Source organism: Sphingomonas sp. IC4-52, assembly GCF_020707225.1.
Lineage (GTDB): Bacteria > Pseudomonadota > Alphaproteobacteria > Sphingomonadales > Sphingomonadaceae > Sphingomonas.
Window position 1 is genome coordinate 83,803 of the sequence record NZ_JAJFEU010000006.1, and the last position, 22,464, is coordinate 106,266.

Genomic DNA, 22,464 nt, shown 5'->3' on the forward strand with positions numbered 1-22,464 from the left:
TTTTTTCCGGGTCACTCCGGCAGCGCATTTCGCGAGGGCACAATCCCGATGGCACATCATTATCGCGTGACCGTGGAAGCGATCGGCGAAGAAAACACCGGCGGACCGCTTGTCTTCGAAACAAGCAATCACGATGAGCTCTTCGCCATCACCGACCGGATCCGCAGCAAGAACATCGTTCCGGACGACGAGGCTGCGAGCTTCGCCATTGGCCTCAAACTCTTCGCCGAAACCATGCTGCGGCATCGCAAGCATCCGCTATTCGCTGAGCTTCAGCCAGCGATAGCGCACTTCATGAAGGCCCTGAAGTCTACGCCCGGCACCTGATGCCGCGGCGCTGCTGCGCTTCGGAGAAGGCGGGAGCGGCTTCACCCTTTCCGCAGAGCATTCCGAGCCGCGGGCAGGATCCGCTTCACGATGATCTCGACCCCACGCGCATTAGGGTGGCGGCCATCCGCTTGGAACAACGCCTGATTGCCTGCCACTCCCTCCAGGAAGAAGGGATAGAGCGGCACCCGGTGGCGTTGCGCCAGCCGCGGATAAAGGGTTTCGAATGCCCGTCGATAGGTGGCGCCCAGGTTCGGCGCGGCCCGCATGCCGACGAACAGCACCGGGATATCGCGCCGCTTCAGTTCGCGTAGGATCAGGTCCAGGTTCTTCTCCGTGGCGCTTGGCGGCATGCCTCGCAGCATGTCGTTCGCGCCAAGTTCCACGATCACCAGATCCGGCTTGCGACCAAGCCCGCGAAGCCCCCAGGCAAGCCGCGCCCGCCCCTGAGCGGAGGTGTCGCCGGCGATGCCGCCGTTCCGCACGGTGGCAGCGACGCCCGAACGGCGCAGCGTGGCCTGCAGCTGCACCGGAAAGCCTTGAGCGGGCGGCAGGCCGTATCCAGCGGTCAGGCTATCGCCGAATGCCCAAACCAGCGGAGCCTGCTTGCTGGCCGGCGTTTGCGCCGCGGCAGGAATAGCCCCCAGCAGGAAAGAGGCAAGCAGCAGTTGGACAGCCACCCCGATCGCCCTGTATCCGCGCGTATGTGACAGCATCCGCTTCTCCTTCGCCAGCCCCCTCCCCCGCCAACGGCGATAGCATCGTCATCGAAGCGCGCAATCTGACGCTGGCGTTGGGTCGTGCGCCCGCCCGCACTGAAATCCTTCGCGGGATCAATCTTTCGGTTCGGTCAGGTGACAGCGTGGCGCTGCTCGGCCCATCGGGATCCGGCAAGTCGTCGCTGATGGCTCTGCTGTCCGGCATGGAGCGGCCGAGCGGCGGGAGCGTGCGCGTCGCCGGCCTCGACTTTGACCGGCTGAACGAAGACCAACTGGCGGTTGCGCGTCGCGGTCGCATCGGGATCATCCTGCAGGCGTTTCACTTGCTTCCCACCATGACCGCGCTGGAAAATGTGGCAGTGCCGCTGGAACTCGCCGGCCAGCCCGACGCCTTTGCCACCGCGCAGGCAGAACTTGACGCGGTTGGCCTCAGCCATCGCCTCACTCATTATCCCGCGCAGCTTTCCGGAGGCGAGCAGCAACGCGTCGCCATCGCACGCGCGCTCGCGCCGCGCCCGCCGCTCCTGTTCGCTGACGAGCCGACCGGCAATCTCGACGGCACGACGGGGGCAGCCATCATGGACTTGCTGTTCGACCGTCACACGCAAACCGGCGCCACGCTGTTCGTAATCACCCACGATCCCGCCCTTGCCGAGCGGTGCAGCCGGGTGATCTCCCTGGCTGACGGGCAGATCGTCAGGGATAGCCGCCCGGCATGACGAACGCGTGGCGGCTTGCCGTTCGTGATTTGCGCGCGGGCGGGCGCGGCCTGTGGCTTCTGCTCGTCTGTCTGTTTCTCGGCACGGCGGCGCTGGCGGGGATCGGTAGTCTTTCATCATCCATCACCGCTGCCCTGGACGCGCAGAGCCGCCGCTTGCTGGGCGGCGATCTGGAACTGCGCGTGTCACAGCGGCGGCCGACCGTTGAGGAAAGCGCGGCCTTCGCCAGTTATGGCCGCACATCCGAAAGCGTTGCAGTCAACACCATGGCGCAGGCACGGGCTGGCGGCGCATCGACGCTGATCAACCTGCGCGCCGTCGACGAACGCTGGCCGTTGATCGGGCGGCTGGAGCTTCTTCCCGGCGCTCTTGCAACCCGCCCGTACGGACGAAATATCGCGATCGCTCCGGCGCTTGCCGAACGGTTGAACCTGAAGGTCGGCGATCAGGTACGCATCGGCGCTTCCTGGATGCGGATCATGGGCGTGATCGCAACGGAGCCCGACACCCTTGGCTTCAGCTTCGGGCCTACGGCGCTTGTCGACATGGCAGGACTGGACGCCACTCAAGTGATCCAACCGGGCAGCCTTTATCAAAGCCGCACCCGCATTCTGCTGCGGCCGGGCCTCGATCCGGACCGAACCGGCGAGGCCCTCGTCCGGCGCTATCCCAGCGCCGGCTGGGCCGCGCGAACGCCGCAGGACGCCGCCGGCAACGTCAAGCGCAGCATCGACCAGCTAGGACAATTCCTTCTTCTCGTCGGTCTTGCCGCATTGGCCATCGCGGGTATCGGCATCGGCAGCGGCGTCAGCGCCTATCTTGAGCGGAAGGGGCGAATGATCGCGACCCTCAAGGTGCTGGGCGCGCGTTCGGGCACGATCGCCGCCGTGTTCCTGCTCCAGATCGGCCTGGTCGCTGGCATCGGCATAGCCGCAGGCCTCGCCCTCGGTGCCGCCGTGCCGTGGATCGTCGGGACGTTGGCGGGCAGCGCCCTGCCGATCCCGCCGCAGCTTTCGTTTTACCCCGCACCGCTGCTGGTCGCGGCCGGCCTCAGCCTGCTGGTTGCGCTTCTCTTCTCCCTTCCGGCGCTGGCCCGTGCCCGCGCTATTCCTGCTGCGAGCCTGCTGCGCGACAAGGTCTCGGTGGCGCGCCGCCCGACCATGGCCGTGTTGCTGGCGATGGCGATCCTCCTCGCAGCGCTGGTCGCGTTGGCCGTCCTGACCGCCAGCGATCGCGCGATCGCTCTCGGCTTCGTCGCGGCAACAGGCGCGCTGGTGGTGCTGCTCTGGCTGCTGGGGGTCGGGCTGCGCTGGCTCCTTGCGCGCCTCCCCCGTCCGCGCCGGCCGCTTATGCGCCTGGCGCTCACGAACCTTCATCGTCCCGGTGCTCAGACCGATCGCCTGGTAGTCGCACTCGGGCTCGGCTTCTCGCTGTTCGTGGCGCTGGCGGCGATCAACACGAGCCTGTCCAACGAGTTGGCAAGCACCGCTCCTGCCAAGGCGCCACGCTTCTTCGCCATCGATGTTCAGCCCGAGGACGAACCGACCTTCCGTTCCGCCGTGCGTCGGGCCGCTCCTACGGCCACGATCGAGGCGGTTCCATCGCTGCGCGGCTCGATCGTCGCGCTGAAGGGTCAACGCGTGTCAGACATGAAGACACTGCCAGAGGGCGCATGGATCCTGCGGGGCGATCGCACCATCACCTGGTCGGCAACCGTGCCGCCTCGCAACGAAGTGGTGGACGGTAAGTGGTGGCCCGCCGACTATCGGGGTCCGCCGTTGATCTCGCTGGAGGATCGCGCCGCCGAACTCCTCGGGCTGAAGGTTGGTGACTCTGTCACCGTTGCGGTGCTTGGCGTCGAGATCCCGGCACGGATCGCCGCACTGCGCAAGGTTGACTGGCAGGGGCTTGGTCTGAACTTCGCCCTGATCTTCTCGCCGGGCTACATCGAGGAAGCGCCGCACAGCCTGCTGGCCAGCGTCTACGCGCCGGCCACGCGCGACGGTGCCGTCGCCACAGGCGTTGCCGAGGCACTTCCGTCCGTCACCATGCTTCGCACCGGCGATGTGATCGGTCAGGTCAGCGAATTGCTGGGCCGTATCGCGCTGGCGATCCGGGCGGCCGCCGCTGTAACGGTGGCCGCCGGAATCGTGGTGCTCGTCGGCGCGGTCACGGCATCCGGCCAGGCGCGGCGCTACGACACGGTCGTCCTGAAGCTCCTGGGCGGTAGCCGCCGACAGCTTCTCGCAGGACAAGCGATCGAATATGCCCTTCTCGCCTTCCTCCTCGCGATGGTCGCGTTTCTGCTTGGGACCCTAGCTGGCTGGTACGTCGTCACCGCTGTCCTTGAACTGCACTGGGCGCCGGATTGGCTGGCAATTGCCGGCACATTGGCTGCATCAATCGTGACCACGCTTGGCATCGGCGTGGCGAGCAGCTTGCCTGCCTTGCGCGCGACACCGGCATCGGGGCTGCGGTCAGGCTGATCTTCCTCCGCGCACGTGACGCCGACTATTGCGTAACTCCTATTCGCCCGAAGTCACCGCGCCGCCGTGGAGTAGAGCAGGATCGGGCACAGGCTGAGGGGCAAACGTGGCACGGCGACGGACGAGGATCTGTTTCCCCTTTTGCGGGGACGCGATTGGCGGGAGCCACATCTCCGTGCACGGCCTGTTGCGCAACCTGGATCGCGAACGCTTCGAACCCGTCGTGATCGTTCAGCAGGAGGACGGCGAGATTGCTCGCCTGATGTGGACGGCAGACGTGCCGGTGCGACACGCGAGTTTTCTTCCTTCCCTTCGGCACGGTGAAAGAGCCGGCCTTCGCGACGCCGTTGCGATCGCCCGTGCCTCGCGTGCCTGCACCGACATGATTCGTCAGGTCGGGGCCGACATAGTCCACACCAATGATGGACGAACTCACGCCATCTGGGCCGCTCCGGCAAAACTCGCCGGAGCCCGCCTCGTCTGGCACCACCGCAGCGGCCCCGATGCTCGCGGCTTGCGCCTCGTTGCGCCACGCATTGCCGATGCCATTGTCTCCGTCTCGGCATTCGCGCTGGGTGGTTTGGATACCCGAAAGGTCCGGACGCAAGTGATCCACAGCCCCTTTGACACGGAGGTACAGGTCGATCGATCGGCGCAGCGGGCCGCTCTTGTGGCGGAATTGGGCTGCTCTCCTGACACCCGATTCCTTGGGTTCTTCGGCGTCATGATCGCGCGCAAGCGGCCCTTCCAATTCGTCGAAATGATTGCCGCACTGCGCGATCTGGATCCCGATCGCCCAGTTTTCGGGCTGCTGTTCGGGACCCCGCTGGACATCAGCGAAGCGGAGCTGATGGCCCACGCGGAACGGCTCGGGGTGGCGAATGCTATTCGTCTGATGGGCTACCGCTATCCCGGCGCGGGCTGGATCGCAGGGTGCGACCTGTTGATGGTGCCAGCCAAGCACGAACCCTTCGGACGAACTCTGATCGAATCCATGCTGGTAGGCACCCCGGTCGTCGCGACCCGCTCGGGCGGCAATATAGAGGCGCTGTGCGACGGTAGGCTGGGCCCGCTCGTGCCGCTGGACGATCCCGCCGCAATGGCCCGGGCCGCGCTTCGCCTGCTGTCCGACGATCGAGAATATCGCCGGCTGGCGATTGCCGCCCGCGCTCATGCGCTCGATCATTTCGGTGCGCACCGTCATGCAGCCGCGGTGATGGCCATCTATGATGAACTGGTGCCGACGGCCGAGCAGGCCTGTCCGCAAGAGGTTGCGGCACTCGCCTGATCGGCTGTCCACGGACGAAATCGGTTTTGAAAAAACCAGCCAGGGAAACCTCGCGCGGCTTGCGCGTTCCATGTGTCTGCGCGCCCACAAATCGTCGCCCGCACTGGTTCCAAATGGGGTTGGGAGGGCGCTCCGAAGGGCCTATCCGCACGGGTTAGTGCGCTACCCGAGTGCCCCCATGCGCAGCCTCCCTCGCCGCGGCTAATCTAACACCGTTGGCAGTGGAGGCCCAGGCCATGAAAACGGTGTTGCTTGCGGGCGGGCTCGGCTCGCGCCTTGCGGAAGAAACGACCCGGATCCCCAAGCCGATGGTCGAGGTCGCCGGCCGACCGATCATCCTTCATGTCATGGACATTTACGCCCGTGCCGGCTTCCACGATTTTGTCGTTGCCTGCGGATACAAGGCGATGATCATGAAGAAGTTCTTCCATGATCTTCATTTCATGGCCAACGACTTCACGATTGATGTGAACAATGGCGCCATCGCGCTGCGTTCCAGCCAAACGATGGATTGGAACGTGTCCGTGGTCGACACGGGCGAGACCACCATGACTGGCGGGCGCCTGCTTCGACTGCGGGACTGGATTGGGGACGAACCCTTCTTCTGCACATATTCGGACGGCGTCGGCGACATCGACATTGACGCGCTCCTGCACTTTCACCGCAGTCACGGCGGGCTGGCCACGGTTACGGCGGTTCAGCCGCCGGCCCGCTTCGGCAACCTCGAACTCACCGGCGATCGCGTCTCGGAGTTCACCGAAAAGGTCGTGAAGCACGAAACCTGGATCAACGGCGGGTTTTTCGTCTTCGAGCCGGAGGTGCTGGATTATCTGTCCGGCGATGCCGAGCCGCTTGAGCAGGGCCCCTTGTCTCGCCTGGCGGAGGATGGCGAGCTGTTCGCCTATCGCCACCACGGTTTCTGGCACCCGATGGATACGGTGCGCGATCGGGATCATCTCTCGGGACTATGTGTGTCCGGGCAAGCGCCGTGGTTGAGCCCCCTCGATCAAAGCGCTGGTTCGGTGACGGGGCGGATCGCAGCCAATGCGTGAGGCAACGGCCGCCGACCACCGGGCGGGTCAGGCGCTTTCCGGCCGCAAGGTCTTGCTGACGGGTCACACCGGCTTCAAGGGCGGTTGGCTGGCGCTCTGGCTCCGGCGACTGGGCGCCGACATCTGCGCCGTCGCGCTCCCCCCGTGCGACGGCGCACCCAGCTTGTTCGAAGCGGCCCGGGTCGGGGAATTGCTGGATCACCGCATCGCCGACATCGGCGATCCGGCAGCGCTCGTCCCGGCACTCGCCGGCGTTGATGCCGAGGTCATTTTCCACCTTGCGGCACAATCCCTAGTCCGCCCGTCCTACACAGACCCGCTCGGCACCTTCCAGACGAACGTCATGGGCACGGCGGCGATCATGGACGCGGCACGTCGGATGCCGTCGCTCCGCGCGATCGTCATCGTCACCAGCGACAAATGCTACGACAATCGGGAATGGACCTGGGGCTATCGCGAATGCGATCCCATGGGCGGGGCCGATCCCTATAGTGCGTCCAAGGGATGCGCGGAGCTGGTCGCGGACGCATTTCGCCGCTCTTACTTCAGCGGGCCGGGTGCGCCGCTGGTCGCCACCGTACGCGCCGGTAATGTGTTCGGAGGCGGAGACTGGTCCGTCGACCGGCTGGTGCCGGACATTGTCCGGGCGGCGAGCACCGGCTTGCCGCTCACCATCCGCAATCCGCTGGCGATCAGGCCCTGGCAGCACGTGCTGGAACCCTTGGCCGGCTACCTTCAGGTCGCGACCGCGCTGCTGGAAGGCGATCGATCCGCCGGAGGTGCCTGGAACTTCGGCCCTGATCCCGCGGAGGCTGTCGACGTCGGCACGTTTGCACGGACCTTTGTGGACTGCTGGGGCGCCGGCGCTCCGGACATTCGCTATGGCCAGGAGGTCGCCGCGCCACACGAGGCCGGCGTGTTGCGCCTCGACAGCACCAAGGCGCGGACCGTCCTTGGCTGGCAACCGCGCCTGTCTTTCGAAGCCGCGGTTTCGCTGACGGTCGATTGGTACAAGGCCTATCTTCGCGGCGGCACCGACATGCGCGCCTACACCCAGCGACAGATCGATCTTTACACCCGGGACACGGGCCTCGTGCGCCCCGTCCCCCATCCTTTTCTGGAATCATCCACGGAGATTGCGGCATGCGCGTGAACTACGGTCAGACAGTACACGGCGAGGCGGAGATTGCCGCCGTCGTCGAGGTGCTGCGCAGCTCCACGCAGATGGGCGCGCGTGTCCGGCAGATGGAATCCCGCGTTGCCGCGCTCTTCGAGAAAAAGCACGGCATCATGGTGAACTCCGGCTCCTCGGCCAATTACCTGGCCGTGGAACTGCTGAAGCTCCCGCCGGGCAGCGAAGTGATCACTCCGGTGCTGACGTTCGTCACCACGGTCGCGCCGATCATCCGCGCAGGCCTGGTCCCGGTCTTCGTCGATGTGCGTGAAGGCACGTACAACATCAACGAAGATCAGATCGAGGAGCTGATCACCGAGCGCACCCGGGCGATGATGGTCCCGTCGCTCATCGGCAACCTGCCGGACTGGGACAAGCTGCACGCGATCGCCAAACGCCACAATCTGGTGGTGATCGAGGATAGCGCCGACACGCTCGGCGCGACACTGCGGGGCACGAGCACCGGCACCCGTTCCGACATCAGCACCACCAGCTTCTACGGCAGCCATGTCATCAACGCGGCCGGCAACGGCGGCATGCTCTGCGTCAACGATGATGCGCTGGCGGATCGCGCCCGGCTGCTCCGCTCGTGGGGCCGCTCCTCCTCGCTATTCGTGGATTCGGAAAGCATCGCCCGTCGCTTCGACGTGTCGCTGCAGGGCATCCCTTACGACGCGAAGTTCGTGTTCGAGGAGCTCGGCTACAACCTGGAGCCTTCGGAGGTGGGCGCCGCTTTCGGCCTCGTCCAACTCGACAAACTCGATCACAACATCGCCCTTCGCGAACGCAACTTCGCCCGGCACCGCGCCTTCTTCGAGCGTTACGCCGACTGGTTCATTCTTCCCGAGCAATTGCCCGAGGCGCGCACCGGCTGGCTCGCGCTTGCGCTCACGATCCGGGAAGACGCACCGTTCGACCGCCGCACGCTTCAGATCTTCCTGGAGGAGCGCAACATCCAGACCCGCGTAGTGTTCACCGGCAACATCCTGCGCCAGCCGGCGATGATGAACGTCGAGGTCCGCACCGCGGAAGGCGGCTATCCCGTGGCGGATGGCGTGATGCGCGGCGGCATCCTGCTCGCCTGCCACCACGGCCTGACGGACGCCGAGATCGACTACATCCACAGCTGCTTCGAGGAATTCGCCAGCCAGCTGCCGAACCGGGCCGCGCCTGAGCTCAAGATTGCCTGACATCTACAAGAACGGGGGGACCTTTCATGACTGACCGCCTCAACACCTGCCGTGCCTGCCTTGCGCCGCAGCCCTATCTGTTCCTGCCGATGGGCGACCATCCGCCCGCCAACATGTTCGTGCGCGAAAGCGAGTTGGGTGACCATCAACCCAGCTTCGCGCTCAACACCCAGGCCTGCCTCCACTGCGGCCTGATCCAGGTGGCGGACCAGATCCCGGCGGATTTCTTCCGCCACTATCTCTACGTGCCCTCGGGCGCCGACACGATGCACACCCACTTCGGCGGCTTGGCGAAGGTTCTGTCGGAGCGCGCCGGCGACGGCCTTATCGTGGACATCGGCGCCAATGACGGATTGCTGCTACAGGCGTGCAACGCCTTGGGCTGCAAGACGCTGGGCGTCGATCCCGCCGCCAACCTTGCGGAGATTGCGGCCTCGCGCGGTGTGCAGGTGCACGTCGCCTATTTCGGTCCGGAAACGGCCACGGAAATGGTGTCGAACACTGGCCAGGCGAAGGTGATCGTTACCACCAACACCTTCAATCACATCGGTGATCTCCACAGCTTCATGTCGGGTGTCGCCGATCTGCTCGCCGCAGACGGTACGTTCGTGATCGAAGTGCCTTGGGCGAAGGAACTGCTGGAGCGCAACGAGTTCGACACGATCTATCAGGAGCATGTCTCCGAGTTCAGCCTGCTCTCGATCCAGAAACTTGGGGCTTTCTTCGATCTGGAAGTGGTGGACGTTACGCGCCTCCCCGTTCACGGCGGATCGATGCGCGTGTTCCTGCAGCGCAGCGGCACCAGCACGCCTACTCCGGCAGTGGCCGACATGCTGCAGGAGGAGGAAGCCGGCGGTATGCTGGTCGCAGCCACCTATGACGCGTTTGCCGATCGCGTTGCCGACATCGGCCGCCGTCTGACGACCATGCTCGGTGACCTGCGCGCTCAGGGGATGAAGGTCGCTGGCTATGGCGCCCCGGCCAAAGGGAATACGCTTCTTAATTACTACAACATCGGCGCTGAAGATCTCGACTTCCTGGTTGATCGCAATCCGCTGAAACAGGGTCTCTACTCGCCTGGCATGAAGATCCCGGTGCGCTCTCCGGAGGCAATCGAGACCGAGCAGCCTGACGTACTGATGGTGCTCGCATGGAATTTCTTCGATGAAATCCGAGCGCAGCAATCGGGTTTTGCGGCACGTGGTGGCCGGTTCCTGGTGCCGCTGCCCGAGCCCGTTCTCGTGTCGTAGCGCCGGCCATGGTGGACCGGATCGCCATCACCGGCGCGGCGGGCTTCATCGGCAGCGCGCTTGCGGCCCGCCACGTGGCGGAGGGCGCGTCCGTACACGCGCTCGTCCGCCCGGGCACCGCCATTCATCGGCTGGTTCCCGGCACCACGGTCCACCGGCTCGACCTGTCCGATCATGCCGCCGTTCGTCAGAAGCTGGCAGAGATATCACCGACGATCGTCTACCATCTCGCCACCTCCACCGGCCGCACGCCGACTCCTGATCTTGCCAATGATCGGCTTACCGTTGTTCGGGATCTCGATGTACTGCTCGGCCTGTTGTCGGCCGCCGCCGCCCTTCCTGCCCCGCCGCGCGCGTTCGTGCGCGCGGGCACATTGGCGGAATATGGCGACGGGCCGATCCCGTCGCGGGAAAGCCAGCGTGAACGGCCGAAGAGCGCTTACGCCGGCACGATGGTGGCGGCATCCCAACTCGCGACCGCGATCGGGCGCCATTTGCCTTTTCCCGTGCGGACCGCACGGCTGGCCCTCACCTATGGCCCGCATCAGGCCACCACGTTCCTGATCCCGTGGCTGATCGAGCGGTGTCTCGCGGGCGAGCCTGCGTTCATCCGGTTTCCCGAACAACGCCGTGACCTCATCTTCGTTGAGGATGTGGTAAGCGGGCTCATAGCCACGGCTCGCTCGGATCATCCCGCTGCCGGCCTGGTCAATCTCTCCACCGGCATTGCCCCCACCATGGCCGAAGCTGCCGAGATCGTCGCCCGCTGCTGCGGATCCGACCCTCAACTCATCCGCATCGCCGATGATCGCGGTGGATGGGGCGCGGACATGGCGCCCCAAGTGGTGCTCGGTGACACTGCCCGCGCGCTCGCCACCCTGGGCTGGCGCGCCTGCTATTCTCTGGAAGCCGGGCTGCGGCGCACGGTCGATGCGCTGCGCAACGAAAAGGTAGCGGCATGACCGAAGCCACGCTTGTTTCCGTCCTCGTTCCTGCCTTCAACGAGGAGGAGAACGCCGAGAAGGCGTATAACGCGATCACCACTGTGTTCGATCAGCTGCCTGATTACGCGTGCGAGATCATTTTCACGGACAATCATTCCACGGATCGCACGTTTCCGATCTTGCGTGATCTCGCCAGCCGGGATCCCCGCGTGCGGGTGATCCGCTTCGCACGCAACTACGGTTACCAGCGATCGCTGCTGGTCGCATATCAGAACGCGCGCGGCGCCTGCTCAGTACAGATCGATTGCGATCTTCAGGATTCGCCCGAGCATATCCCGCAGATGCTGGCGCTTTGGCGCCAGGGGCATCAGGTGGTTTACGGCATCCGGCGCTCTTTGGCGGATCCCGCGCCAGTCGCCGCCGCGCGCCGCCTGTTCTATCGCGGGTTGAGCGCGTTGAGCGACGATGATCTCCCCATCGACGCCGGAGAATTCCGGCTCGTCGATGCACGGATCCTGGCCGAACTCCGCTCCGTTCGGGACACCAGCCCCTATCTTCGCGGCATGATCAGTTCGATGGGATTCTCCCAGGTCGGCTTCGCTTATGATCGCGTCGCTCGCACTGCGGGTCACAGCAAGTTCCCGATGCGCAAGATGGTCGCGCTCGCCATGGATGGCCTGCTCAACCATTCGCTGGTGCCGCTCCGGATGGCGTCGGGCGTCGGCATCGCTGTCGGCGTCGCTACCATTCTGCTGATGGTCGGCTACCTCGCCGGCCGCCTGTTGTTCGGGCAGCAATGGCCGGCAGGTTTTGCGACCACCACCATTCTGTTGCTGCTCGGTATCACGCTGAACGCCGTTTTCCTCGGCATCATCGGCGAATATCTCGGCCGCATGTTCCTGGAGATCAAAGGGCGGCCCGCGCCCATCGTCGAGGTTCAACTCAATGGTGCGGGGCCGCTGTCGCTTGATCCGGAAGTCGTACCGCTGCGCCCCGCTTCTACCGAGCAGCGCCGCCCGGCCTGACATAGAGGACGCTTCCGTCGCGATCCTCGCGGCCAGATCGGCGCGGTGGCAGGGCGACCGCCCGGTAACCGGTCTTGATCGCAAACGCCGCCAGTCCAGGATCAAGCGTTGCGTCGAATCCGGTCAGGACCGCGGCCGGTCTCGCCTGCCGGAACACCTCGTCCATGGCCGCTCGTGATTCCGGGTGACGGAAATAGGCGCGCTCGTTTGCCGGCACGAACTCCATGGCACGCAGGACGAACGGCCCGAGCGCCAGCTGCGGATAGACGCTGCCACCGCCCTCCGCCACATGCAACGGCCCGGCGGTGGCGATTGGGCCTGGTCCTTGCACCAGAGCCGCGATCTTCTCCGCCTCGCGATGGACCGCAATTCCGGTCCAGCGCTGCGGACGAACCCCGTCCAATAGCGAGGGCAGTGTCACCGGAATTCCCGCCAGCGTGATTGCACCTGCGGCAGACCAGAACACCGGCGCGGCCAATGCCCGCTCCGCCGCGCTCATCCGGCGTACCGTCACGGCGAATACCATCAGCAGGAACGGGATCGGCAGCGTATAATATTGGCTGAACGCGGGCGTCGGCACAAAGGAGATTGCGGCTGCCAGGAACAGCATGGCCAGCAGAGTCGCGAGGATCCCGTCGCGTGATCGCAACAGCCGCGCCTGCACGGCCGAGTAGATCAAGACCGCGATCAGGACGAGCGAGGCACCGCCCAGCCAGACACCGCTTGCCACGATGAACTTGGCGCGTGGCGTGATCGCCGGCACAGCTTCGCGTGAGATTTGGGACCAGAAGCCAAGCTGTGGCCCTCGATGGAAGCTGACGGTGTGAACGAAGAAACTCGCGGGATCCTGCGCCAGAAAATACAGGGTCGGCAGCAATCCAATGATGGCTCCCACCGCCATCGGCAGCGCGAACCGCACCAGCCGTTGGCGCCAGGGAAGCTGAGCCGGCATCAACAGAGCGGCCGCGCCCATCGGGGCGATGACCACGGCGTAATTGGCCTTCATCCCGGCCGCCGTCGCAAGCAGCAGGCCGGTCAGGAACGCCAGCTTGGGCTGGCCGCCCTCGTCGACCAACCGGACAAACGCCCACAATCCCCACAGGATCAGCGGAACCGGGAGGAAATTGTTGGTGGCCGCCATCCCTGTCTGGTCAAGAAACACGGGGTTGAACAGTAGCGCCGCCATGATGATCGCTGCGGCCGACGTGCTGCCGGCAATGTCCCGCCCGATACGCCACGCAGCAAGCGTTGCCGCGATCCAGCCGACCGCAATGATCAGGCGGGCAACCAGCACGTAATGGGTGGTACCAAGCGCATCGAAGACGATGCTGAACAGCAACGGCAGGTTCGGCAGGTGGCTGAAGCCGAAGTTCTCGTACATGCCCGGAGAGAAAAGCACCCCGCCCATGATGTAGAATTGCTCGTCGCGCTTCAGCGGAAAGGTCAGAACGCGCGCGATGACCAGCAACAGCGCGCCGCAAGCGATCATCACCGTGATGAACCGGACCCTTTGCTCGCTCACGCTGGGCCGCGGGCTTTCCGCAACGATGATCGGCGCGTCCTGCATGTGTAGAGCTCCTGAACTTGCCCCATGGTGTAGATACAAACATCCCGTGGTGCAGAGTTCAGGCGGGTTAGCCCGTCCGAACCGGCGCGCGGCGCGCGCCTCTGGCCTAGTTTCGGACAGTCATGTTTCATCGCGCGACGGGAGGGTCCGTGCCTACCGCAACCCAGTTTTTCGGCCGACCACTAGAACGCGTGTCAAAGCGTTACGAGGCGCGCTTCTTTGGTTCGCTCAAGACCGCCAATGCCACCTTCAAGCGAACCGAGGCGGGCCGGATGGCAGCGGTCGACGCGCAGGTCGTGCGACGGCTGGCGGCGTCGGGCAGCCGTATCACCGAGCTGCTCGACCTCGGCGTTTCCTCGGGAACGACGACAATCGAGTTGATCAATGCACTGCGCCAGGCGGGGCAGCTCCCGCGGGTGACTGGGACTGATCGGCTGATCCACGCCAATCTCGTCTCTCTCCCCTGGGGCTGCCGCGCGTTGGTCGAGCCTGGTGGGCATGTTCTTCAATATGACGTGTTCGGCGCCCCCATCCGTCCTTGGCGGCGGCGGCTCGATTATGTCACCGGCATGGCCGCGCTCGGAAATGCAACCAACCGGCTGCTCGGCCCGCACGTGACACACGCACCCGCCGGAACGCCGGTTGCCCTCGTCTCCCCCCACCTCGCGCGGATGAAGAACGTCACCTTGATCGAGGATGACGTCACCCGGCTCAACCCCGGCCTGATCGGCCGTTTCGATCTGATCCGGGCCGCGAACTTGCTGAACCGCCACTATTTCTCCGCCGAAGAGATGGCGAAGGCAGTCGCAAACGTCCGCACTTATCTACGCGGGCCCGGCGCCTGGCTGCTGGTCGTTCGCACCCACAATGCCGCTGATCATCACGGCACCCTCTTTCGGGTTGCCGCTAATGGCGAGCTAGAGGTCGTCGAGCGTTATGGCGCCGGCTCGGAAGTGGAGGATCTGTTCACCGCCAGCGAACGATCCGCCTGATCCGGCACACCGCGAGCCGACGGGAGCAGGCTGGCGGTTACTCGATCTGCTTGCCCGCGAGTCGGGCCTTATGCGCGTAATCGAGGAAAGCCTCCAGGTTCGCCCAGCCATCGCCGTTGCGGTCCTGCCACGCGTCGTTGCGAGTCGGGTCCAGCCCGTTGCTCCGTTCCCAGGCGTCCGACATGCCGTCCCGATCGGAGTCGCGATAGGGCGTGCCTGGCGCAAGCACCGGCAACGTCCGATCCGGCATCCCGATCCGCCCCGTCCGCGTGCGCACTTCATAGATGATCCGCTGGTCCACCCCGTCGCGCGGCATGGCGCCGGCCCCCTCCAACACCTGGGTGTAGCTCTCGCGTGCCGGTTGCGGCACCACGGTCAGCGGGCAAACCGGCGCCGACACGCGCGCCTCTTCGGCCACGGGTGCCACGATCAGGCCGGCACCATCCATGACATTGCCATCGAAAAAGATCCGCGCCTCTCCCTTGGAGCCGACCCGCGGCCGATCGAGAACATAAGCGACCTCGGACGTGCTCGGTCCGCGACGATAATAATTGCCCACCACATTGGCGGGCGTCCCGCCGTAGCTTTCCCACACTTCGGTGAATTGCAGCGCGGCATCATAAAGGACGTTGTTGACTACCTCGACGCAGCTTCCCGGCGCGAAGTTCACGTCGGGGTTGCGATCGCCGTTATGCGCGCAAAGGTTGTGCAGAAAGCTGACTTGCTGCGGCCCTTTGGGATCACTGGACAGCAGGGCGCATTTGTCATGCCGGGGCGTGCCGCGCGCGAAGATCGACCATGAAATCGTCACCCGATCATTCTGGGCATATCCCCCCATATTTTCGTCCCGCGCCCAGCTGGCGCTGACGTGATCGAGAATGACGTCCCTGCTCCCCTCGATGATGAACGCGCTGTCCGACGCTCGCTGCTCGCCATCCCGGTCGTTCCTCACGCGGATATGCCGGACCACCACATCATGGGTGTTCTTCACGACGAAGGGCGTGGTGGCGCCCTTGCCGCCCGCATGCGCGAGGATGATCCCGTCTCCGGGCGCCGTCTCGCCAGCGATGGTGATGTAGGGGTTTCGGATGATCGGCCGCAGGCTGGTATAGCGGATCAGGCCGGACACACGAAACACGCAGACCCTTGGTCCCTCGGCATCGATACAGGCCCGCAGGGAACCCGGGCCCGCGTCGGCCAATGTAGTGACAGCCAGGATCCGCCCGCCACGCCCGCCTTTCGCCGCTCGCCCGAACCCCTCTGCGCCCGGGAAGGCGAGTGGCGCGTCCGGTGACACCGGCTGAAGCGCGGCCACGTTCCTGGTTTGCGAGGATTGCGCATCGCAGCTCGACAAGGGCGCTGTCAGCAGCAGAATAGGCAGAGCCCGCTGCGTGAGACCGCTAGAAACGGGCACGAACGCCAACTTGCAGGAGGCCTCGCGAAAACTCATCCAGCGGGATCGTGGCATCGCGCCTGGACAAGGTCGCGTCCCCGAAAAGCGAAAATCTGCGCGTTGCGAGATACTCGGCGCCCACCCGTCCCTGCACAATATCCTGCTTGTCACCCGCGCCGCGGAATACCGATCTGCGCCAGCCGACTTCTCCGGATAGCAGGAGGTTGTGGCGAGCTTCCTGCTCAATCGACGCCGACACCCGCGTGTCCGTACGCCCGGACGCGCCAACGCGAACGGTGGCAACATCCCCGCGGAAGGCGGCAAAAGTCACCTGGGTGCGCGCACGCGGCGTCCAGGTGACTTGTCCATCTACAGCGAAGCCAGTGTAGGGGCGAAGCGAAGGATCGTCGGGTTCGGAACGGAAAACGCCAACGCCCATGCTCCCCCGCACGCGCGCGTTCACCTCGCGACTCGCGCCGAGCAACGCGCCATAGGTGGTCACGTCCCGGTCCACACCGGCAAAATCGCGGCGCAGATCGGCATCCCGGCGCGTAATGAAGCCTTCCAGAAAGAACGCCACCGGCGCCGCCGGCTGCCAGGTTGCGCGGGCGGTGGAGCGATACACACGCAAATCCCGATCGCGCTCGGCCGGGTCAAGAAAGTCGATCCGGTCGGCACCGGGCGAAAGCCTGAACGAGAAATCGCCGGCGCGCGCAGTATAGCCAACCCCGGCCGACAGAACGTTGATCTTGCGCGGCGGCACCGTGATCGGGGCGCGCGCTTCGGGATCGGACCGCGGCTGCACCGACCGGTCGAACTTGAACGTCGCGTCCAACCCGTGTTGCGGGGAGAAGCGGGCTGCTCCTTCCAGCAGAAGGCCGAACAGAAAGGCATCCTCGCGCGTCACGCTGACATGCTGGCGCGCTTCGGCATAGGCAATTCCATGGGCGGACAGACCAGCATCCTGCAACGTCACGTCAATGGAGGGTCGCAGCACAAAAATGCCGTCATCTTGCGCCCTGGTGGACGTGGCATAGACGTTCGTGTCGTAGATCGCTGAGCCGTCTACCGAAATCAGCATCTCGGCCGGCCCGACATGGTGGACGATCGGCTCGAAGCCCGGCCTGGGAAGATTGGCCGGTGAGCCGCCACGCTGGGTGGTCTGTGCGATGCCTGACGCCATCGGCAGGCCAATCGCGACCGCGGCCATGACAAGCCGGGAGCCGCTCACTCCACGCTTCCGATCTGATTTCATGATCAGAACCATGCCTCCGGCACGCGGATGGTATCGCCCGGCATGATCCTCGTGACCACGCTGGCACGGCGCTCAACGTCCGTCCCGCTGCGCGTTACCGCTGCGGCCTTGGTGCTGGCCCGGAACGTATAGCCTCCGGCGATCGCGACGGCGGTGGTCACGGTCATGCCCGGCACGTAGGGATATTGTCCTGGCTTCTGGACTTCGCCCAGGATGTAGATCGGGCGATACTTCACCACCTGTACGCTAACGCTTGGTTTCGTCGCGAGCTCGCGACTAAGCAATTGGCTGCTGATCGCCGCCTCAAGTTCCGCGGGCGTGCGTTGTTCCGCCTTGATTGTTCCAAGCAGGGGAAGAGAGATCGTTCCATTGTCTGCCACAGTGTAGACATTGGCCATTTGGTCGAAGCCGAATACTGCAAGTCTCAGGTCATCGCCCGGCCCCAGACGATAACTACCCGGAGCCGCGGACTCTATCGAGGAAAGGTGCGAAACGCCGTTCGAACAACCCGAAACCAGCAGAGGCAAGCTAAGTGCCAACGAAGCGGCGATCGTGCGCATGACGGAACCTCCAGGATCGGGATTTTCTCCATCAATGCTAAGCGATTTCTATTCAGACCCTAGCTGGCCATCCGGACACCTGCCGTTTCGCAGGAAGTAATCTGTTCGGGGTAATACTTTCGGTTCGCCGGTGGGCGAGCGCAACGCCCGTCGCCAGGATGAGCGGCACTGCCCAGTTGCGCGCATACATGTGCGGAGAGGCCATCGAGAACGCGATAAAGGGTAGCGCCACCGCCATGACAAGCGCGCAGGCCGCACGGTCGTCGCGCCAGCGGTGCAATGCAGCGGCGATGGGAACCATGATCATCATCAGCCAGCCAAGAAGCGCCGGCAGCCCGCCCTCGGCCCAAAGCAGCAGATAGATGTTGTGGACGGGCGCCTTGCTCGCCGAGATCTCGCGATACCGATCGACACCTATTCCAATCAGCGGGTGCGAATCGACGAGCAGCCAAGCCTCTTTCATCAGCTCCCAGCGACCCACAAACGTTCCCGCTTGCGCGATGTCCCCGTTCTCCAGAGCAAGGCCCACCCGCGCCTGGAAGACCGCCGGAACCGGTGCCCCGATCAGGAAGATGGCGACGGCGAGCAGAACCAATGCTGCGATCGGTCGCCAGTTACGCCGCCCGCCCGCAAGGACCCAAAATGTCGCAGTCGCAGAGCTTGTGGCGACAAAACCCGTGAACGATCCGGACAGCAACAGTCCGATGATCAGCACCGCAAGGAAGACCGTCACGAGGAAGGGTGAGATTCGCCCCAGCCGTCCAAGGTAGAGAACGAAGGGAACCGTCATGGCAATCAGGGCGGCATTCCAGTTCGCGTCCGCCATGAACGCCCCCAGACGATGCGCGCCGCTGATAAATTCATGCGACAGGTTCATCGTCGCGTCGCGGGATCCGCCCGTGTACCAGTAGACCAGCGCTCCAAAGCCTTCCATGGCCACGACGCCAAGCACGATGGCGACGCAGCGACGATGCATCACTTCTCGGTCCACATCGATGCACACCAGCGGCAGCAACGCATAAGCGGTCGCATATTGCAGCGAAACGATCATCCAGCGCATCGGCGTGTCGTTGACGACGCTTCCCACCAGAAGACCGGCCAGCAGAAGGAAGAGCCCGAAGAGCCAGGGCACCGTCAACGACTGCATGGGCTGGGGGTTGAGCGCTCCGCCGGCCAGCCTCAGAAGCAGCGCCATCAGGAACAGACTGTCGCTCAGCGTGAAGAGAATGTCGGGCACCGGGCGCCAGGTGATATAGGCGGAGAAGAAGATCGCCGCGAGCAACAGCGCCTCTCCAGTACCGCGCATCGTGATGACGAAGCGCTGATACTGCCAGCCCGGAGCCGCACCTCCCCTCATGCGGCATCCCCCAGGTCGCGCGACCAGCTTTGCCGGCTTGATCCGTTCGCTGGGGCGGAGCGGGTACGGCTCGCGCCCTCATGGCCGGGGTCCCTCACCCAGCCGGCGGGCTGCGCTCCTCCCCGATGCCGGATGCATGATCGCCACGTCCGAGCGGACGCGCTGCGATCAAGCTGACGGCCGATCGTGCCGGCCGTTCGCGTCCAGAGGATCTCAGGCTTCATTATCGACTATCCTGAAGGAGCTCAGCGCGTGGCCTCGGCGATCACGGAGGCCGTGCGCGCAGCCATGTCCTCCATCTGCTCCGCATCAAGGGTGGGATCGACGGGGAACATGAGGCTTGTTTCACCAAGCATTTGGCAGACCGGCAATCGGCGCTCGGGAACCGAGGAGCTCCCATCGAAGGCGCGCTCGCGATATATTTCGGGGCAGATCCCGCTTCCCGCCGGTACGCCAGCCGCAATCAGGCGCGACAGCACCAGATCACGGGAATACCCCGGTCTCAGCTCTTCCGGCCGGAGAAAGGCATAATATTTGTAATAGGCATGTCCGACGTCGGCGGGCGGGAGTGTCAGTCGCACGCTCGGCAGATGCGCCAATGCTCGGTTCAGGCGTTCGGCATTGGCTCGCCGCGCCGTTAGCCATTCCTTGAGCTTGCCCAACTGCAGCAATCCGATCGCGGACTGCATTTCGGTAAGCCGAAGGTTGGTGCCCAGTCGCTCGTGCAGCCAGCGGAACACGCCGGGCGATCCGCTCACGGATCCATACTGGGGCGATTTGCCATGATCCTTGCGCGACCAGGCGGCGGACCATGCCTCCTCATCCCGCAGGAGAAGCAGCCCCCCCTCCCCTCCGGTCGACATGATCTTGTCCGTACAAAAAGAAAACGCGGCGGCATCACCAAACGACCCCGCAACCCCGCCCCCCAGCGTCGCTCCATGCGCCTGTGCGCAATCTTCGATAAGTTTCAGCCCCAATTCCCCAGCAAACCGCGCAATCGCCGCGATCTCACAAGGCCAACCCGCAATATGAACCGCGATGATCGCTTTCGTCCTTGGCGTCAGCGCCGCCGCAACGCTCTCCACCGTCAGCCCTTGCGTGTCCGAATCCACGTCTGCGAAAATAGGTGTCGCCCCAACAGCAGCGACGCAGCTCGCAGAAGCGATAAAGCTTCTGGCCGGAACAATCACCTCGTCGCCCGGCCCGAGCCCCAAAGCATGGAGAGCAAGTTCCAGCGCCAATGTGCCATTCGCGACGGCGATTGCGTGCGGCAGACCGACGAGCCTGGCGAACGCCGTCTCGAAAGCGGCCGTTCGCTCGCCATGATGCAGAGCATTGACCCGGCCAGAGCGTAGAACCTCTGAAACGATCCCGATCTCATCCGTTTCATGAACGGGCCAGCGGCTTGTGATTGGGGTAGTGGGACGCGGCTGAAGATCGATGCGAACTGCTTCTTCAACGGCTACTCTGTCAGCGAGCGCCACAGCTACCGATGCCCTCATGTGGATGGACATCATTGTCCTCCTGCACTGACAAGCCGGATGGCGGGTATCTGCTCTCTTTCGGCAGCAGGAACATTGGTGATGACGTCGTCAGCCAGAAGGTCGCGAGCCAACGTGCCGCAGGTCGCGTCGTCACCTGCGATGGCCGCTGTCTCAATCGCGTCGAAAGTAGATGCCAAGAGACTGATCGGAAGCGCATCCGGCATGGCTTCGAACACGCCAGGCATTGTGGACGGCAGTTGCTCCTCGTCCTTGTCGAAGAGTTCTTCGTAAAGCTTCTCCCCCGGTCGTAGCCCTACAATCTCAATCGCCACGTCGATGTCTGGCTCAAGTCCCGCCATGCGGATCATCCGGTGAGCGACATCGATGATCTTCACGGGTTTGCCCATGTCCAGAACGTAGATCCTGCCACGCTCCAGTTCGCCACCCATTCCGCGCGCAGAGCTGTGCAGTACCAGCTGCACTGCTTCGTGAACGGTCATGAAGAACCGGCACATGTCAGGATGAGTGACAGTAAGTGGCCCGCCGCGACTCAACTGCCGCTGGAACAAGGGGATCAAAGATCCGCTGGAACCAAGTACATTTCCGAACCGCACCGTCATGAAGCGCGGCGCATCGCCGCGGCCTGCGCCAGCGAGGTCAAGCGCCTGACAATAAAGCTCACCGAGCCGCTTAGTGACACCCATGAACCCGACTGGGTTAACCGCTTTATCGGTAGACACCTGCACCATCGCGCGTGCGCCAAAGCGTCGGACGGCATCGGCGACATTACGGGTGCCAACGACATTGGTCAGCATTCCCGCAGAGAGGTTGGCCTCAACCAGCGGCACATGCTTCAACGCCGCGGCATGGTAAACCAGTTCAGGCCGATGGCGTTCGAAGATACGCATCACTTGCTGCCGCTGGCGGATCGAGCAAAGCAGCGACTGCCGAGGCAAATCCGGAAAGTTTTCGCGCATCTCGATATCGACTTCGTAGAGCGCGAGCTCACTTGCATCCAAGAGCAGTAACTCAGCAGGCTTGAGTGCCGCTATCTGCCGTACAAGTTCGCGTCCGATCGTTCCGCCGGCTCCGGTAACCATGACCCGCCGGCCGGCGACTGCGGCGGACACAGCCGTACCATCCAGTTGCTTCTGAGGACGACCAAGAAGGTCAGCAATGTCGAAGTAGCGGAAGTCGATCTCCGAGCGCCGACGCTGGTCCAGCGTCGCGAAACCCACGGGATAGGCCACGGCAAGACCAAGTTGTTGGGCGCCTGCGATGATCCCCACCATCGCGGCGCCGCGCAGCCTTTCTGGATCACCAGCGAACAAAAGACACTCGGGGCGGCGGCCACTGGACTCAAGCCGATCGACCACCTTGGCGAGCTCGCCATAGCCACCCAGGATCGGAACGCCGCGGATTCTTGCGCGTCGATGGATACCAAGATCGCCTAGAACGCCGATCGGCCGAAATCCGCTCTCCGGATGAGCTTCGAGGTGCCGCAGCATCGCATCGATATCGTCACCCGCGCCGATGATCAGCGCCGGCCTAGGCGCACCCGTCGCGCTGTAGCTGGGCACTGGCGGCTTGACGGTGCCGCGAAGGAAGCTGCCGGTGAGACGCCAAAGCATCCTCGGTGCCCCAAGAAGGACAACAAGCAGGAACCACATGATAATGGGGAT

Annotated in this window: 19 protein-coding genes; 11 read left to right on the forward strand and 8 right to left on the reverse strand. The window is 64.3% G+C overall.

Annotated features, from left to right (window positions below; translation table 11 throughout):
• The first annotated feature begins 48 nt into the window (after positions 1–48).
• A complete protein-coding gene (locus tag LK535_RS14290; protein WP_227772600.1) occupies positions 49–327 on the forward strand; it encodes a DUF3861 domain-containing protein in 279 nt (92 codons plus the stop codon).
• Positions 328–368: 41 nt separating this feature from the next.
• On the opposite strand, the gene LK535_RS14295 is transcribed toward LK535_RS14290, so the two are convergent.
• The gene (locus tag LK535_RS14295) at positions 369–977 is read right to left on the reverse strand and encodes an arylesterase (protein ID WP_415837149.1); all 609 of its coding nucleotides are present in this window, start codon (positions 975–977) and stop codon (positions 369–371) included.
• A gap of 56 nt (positions 978–1,033) precedes the next feature.
• Between LK535_RS14295 and LK535_RS14300 the strand changes: the two genes are divergently transcribed.
• The 9 genes from LK535_RS14300 to LK535_RS14340 all read left to right on the forward strand — a co-directional run bounded on the left by LK535_RS14300 (position 1,034) and on the right by LK535_RS14340 (position 12,174).
• Positions 1,034–1,765 (forward strand): ABC transporter ATP-binding protein, encoded by a 732-nt coding sequence (locus tag LK535_RS14300; RefSeq protein WP_227772601.1) that lies wholly within the window; start codon positions 1,034–1,036, stop codon positions 1,763–1,765.
• Positions 1,762–4,251, forward strand: coding sequence for an ABC transporter permease (locus LK535_RS14305; RefSeq protein ID WP_227772602.1), 2,490 nt, complete (start codon positions 1,762–1,764; stop codon positions 4,249–4,251). The genes LK535_RS14300 and LK535_RS14305 overlap by 4 nt, the downstream gene beginning before the upstream one ends.
• Positions 4,252–4,357: 106 nt before the next feature.
• Positions 4,358–5,539: a glycosyltransferase gene (locus LK535_RS16950; RefSeq protein ID WP_227772603.1), complete on the forward strand. Its 1,182-nt coding sequence runs from the start codon at positions 4,358–4,360 to the stop codon at positions 5,537–5,539.
• A 236-nt stretch (positions 5,540–5,775) separates the two neighbouring features.
• Positions 5,776–6,591 (forward strand): glucose-1-phosphate cytidylyltransferase, encoded by an 816-nt coding sequence (gene rfbF, locus LK535_RS14315; protein ID WP_227772604.1) that lies wholly within the window; start codon positions 5,776–5,778, stop codon positions 6,589–6,591.
• Positions 6,584–7,744, forward strand: a complete 1,161-nt coding sequence (rfbG, locus tag LK535_RS14320) for a CDP-glucose 4,6-dehydratase (protein ID WP_227772605.1) — start codon at positions 6,584–6,586, stop codon at positions 7,742–7,744. Before rfbF ends, rfbG begins: the two co-directional genes overlap by 8 nt.
• Complete coding sequence (locus tag LK535_RS14325) at positions 7,735–8,955, forward strand: DegT/DnrJ/EryC1/StrS family aminotransferase (protein WP_227772606.1); 1,221 nt, start codon at positions 7,735–7,737, stop codon at positions 8,953–8,955. Before rfbG ends, LK535_RS14325 begins: the two co-directional genes overlap by 10 nt.
• A 26-nt stretch (positions 8,956–8,981) precedes the next feature.
• Complete coding sequence (locus LK535_RS14330) at positions 8,982–10,205, forward strand: class I SAM-dependent methyltransferase (RefSeq protein ID WP_227772607.1); 1,224 nt, start codon at positions 8,982–8,984, stop codon at positions 10,203–10,205.
• Between the two features lie 8 nt (positions 10,206–10,213).
• Entirely contained in the window at positions 10,214–11,167 is a 954-nt protein-coding gene (locus LK535_RS14335) for an NAD-dependent epimerase/dehydratase family protein (RefSeq protein WP_227772608.1), read from the forward strand.
• On the forward strand, positions 11,164–12,174 hold the full coding sequence (locus LK535_RS14340; RefSeq protein WP_227772609.1) for a glycosyltransferase family 2 protein: 1,011 nt from the start codon (positions 11,164–11,166) through the stop codon (positions 12,172–12,174). The genes LK535_RS14335 and LK535_RS14340 overlap by 4 nt, the downstream gene beginning before the upstream one ends.
• Here LK535_RS14340 and LK535_RS14345 read toward each other — a convergent pair.
• Complete coding sequence (locus LK535_RS14345; RefSeq protein WP_227772610.1) at positions 12,149–13,741, reverse strand: hypothetical protein; 1,593 nt, start codon at positions 13,739–13,741, stop codon at positions 12,149–12,151. The genes LK535_RS14340 and LK535_RS14345 overlap by 26 nt on opposite strands.
• Positions 13,742–13,890: 149 nt before the next feature.
• Between LK535_RS14345 and LK535_RS14350 the strand changes: the two genes are divergently transcribed.
• Positions 13,891–14,733 carry a hypothetical protein gene (locus LK535_RS14350; protein WP_227772611.1) on the forward strand — a complete coding sequence of 281 codons (843 nt, stop codon included), beginning with the start codon at positions 13,891–13,893 and terminating at the stop codon, positions 14,731–14,733.
• Positions 14,734–14,770: 37 nt separating this feature from the next.
• On the opposite strand, the gene LK535_RS14355 is transcribed toward LK535_RS14350, so the two are convergent.
• From LK535_RS14355 to LK535_RS14380, 6 genes are all read right to left on the reverse strand, one after another.
• On the reverse strand, positions 14,771–16,048 hold the full coding sequence (locus tag LK535_RS14355; RefSeq protein ID WP_227772612.1) for a polysaccharide lyase family 1 protein: 1,278 nt from the start codon (positions 16,046–16,048) through the stop codon (positions 14,771–14,773).
• A gap of 85 nt (positions 16,049–16,133) precedes the next feature.
• On the reverse strand, positions 16,134–17,357 hold the full coding sequence (locus tag LK535_RS14360; protein WP_227772613.1) for an outer membrane beta-barrel protein: 1,224 nt from the start codon (positions 17,355–17,357) through the stop codon (positions 16,134–16,136).
• 26 nt (positions 17,358–17,383) lie between these two features.
• Positions 17,384–17,941: a polysaccharide biosynthesis/export family protein gene (locus LK535_RS14365; RefSeq protein ID WP_227772614.1), complete on the reverse strand. Its 558-nt coding sequence runs from the start codon at positions 17,939–17,941 to the stop codon at positions 17,384–17,386.
• 52 nt (positions 17,942–17,993) lie between these two features.
• Positions 17,994–19,298, reverse strand: a complete 1,305-nt coding sequence (locus LK535_RS14370; protein ID WP_227772615.1) for an O-antigen ligase family protein — start codon at positions 19,296–19,298, stop codon at positions 17,994–17,996.
• 245 nt (positions 19,299–19,543) lie between these two features.
• Complete coding sequence (locus LK535_RS14375; RefSeq protein ID WP_227772616.1) at positions 19,544–20,812, reverse strand: DegT/DnrJ/EryC1/StrS family aminotransferase; 1,269 nt, start codon at positions 20,810–20,812, stop codon at positions 19,544–19,546.
• Positions 20,812–22,074: a UDP-N-acetylglucosamine 4,6-dehydratase family protein gene (locus LK535_RS14380; protein WP_227772617.1), complete on the reverse strand. Its 1,263-nt coding sequence runs from the start codon at positions 22,072–22,074 to the stop codon at positions 20,812–20,814. The genes LK535_RS14375 and LK535_RS14380 overlap by 1 nt, the downstream gene beginning before the upstream one ends.
• Positions 22,075–22,464 lie beyond the last annotated feature (390 nt).

Excerpts from the sequence above, each read along its gene's own strand:
- LK535_RS14370 (WP_227772615.1), bottom strand. The coding sequence starts at position 19,298 with ATGAGGGGAGGTGCGGCTCCGGGCTGGCAGTATCAGCGCTTCGTCATC.
- LK535_RS14345 (WP_227772610.1), bottom strand. The coding sequence starts at position 13,741 with ATGCAGGACGCGCCGATCATCGTTGCGGAAAGCCCGCGGCCCAGCGTG.
- LK535_RS14305 (WP_227772602.1), top strand. The coding sequence starts at position 1,762 with ATGACGAACGCGTGGCGGCTTGCCGTTCGTGATTTGCGCGCGGGCGGG.
- LK535_RS14330 (WP_227772607.1), top strand. The coding sequence starts at position 8,982 with ATGACTGACCGCCTCAACACCTGCCGTGCCTGCCTTGCGCCGCAGCCC.
- LK535_RS14380 (WP_227772617.1), bottom strand. The coding sequence starts at position 22,074 with ATGGTGGGGATCATCGCAGGCGCCCAACAACTTGGTCTTGCCGTGGCC.
- LK535_RS14340 (WP_227772609.1), top strand. The coding sequence starts at position 11,164 with ATGACCGAAGCCACGCTTGTTTCCGTCCTCGTTCCTGCCTTCAACGAG.
- LK535_RS14335 (WP_227772608.1), top strand. The coding sequence starts at position 10,214 with ATGGTGGACCGGATCGCCATCACCGGCGCGGCGGGCTTCATCGGCAGC.
- rfbG (WP_227772605.1), top strand. The coding sequence starts at position 6,584 with ATGCGTGAGGCAACGGCCGCCGACCACCGGGCGGGTCAGGCGCTTTCC.
- LK535_RS14290 (WP_227772600.1), top strand. The coding sequence starts at position 49 with ATGGCACATCATTATCGCGTGACCGTGGAAGCGATCGGCGAAGAAAAC.
- LK535_RS14325 (WP_227772606.1), top strand. The coding sequence starts at position 7,735 with ATGCGCGTGAACTACGGTCAGACAGTACACGGCGAGGCGGAGATTGCC.
- LK535_RS14375 (WP_227772616.1), bottom strand. The coding sequence starts at position 20,812 with ATGTCCATCCACATGAGGGCATCGGTAGCTGTGGCGCTCGCTGACAGA.
- rfbF (WP_227772604.1), top strand. The coding sequence starts at position 5,776 with ATGAAAACGGTGTTGCTTGCGGGCGGGCTCGGCTCGCGCCTTGCGGAA.
- LK535_RS14365 (WP_227772614.1), bottom strand. The coding sequence starts at position 17,941 with ATGCGCACGATCGCCGCTTCGTTGGCACTTAGCTTGCCTCTGCTGGTT.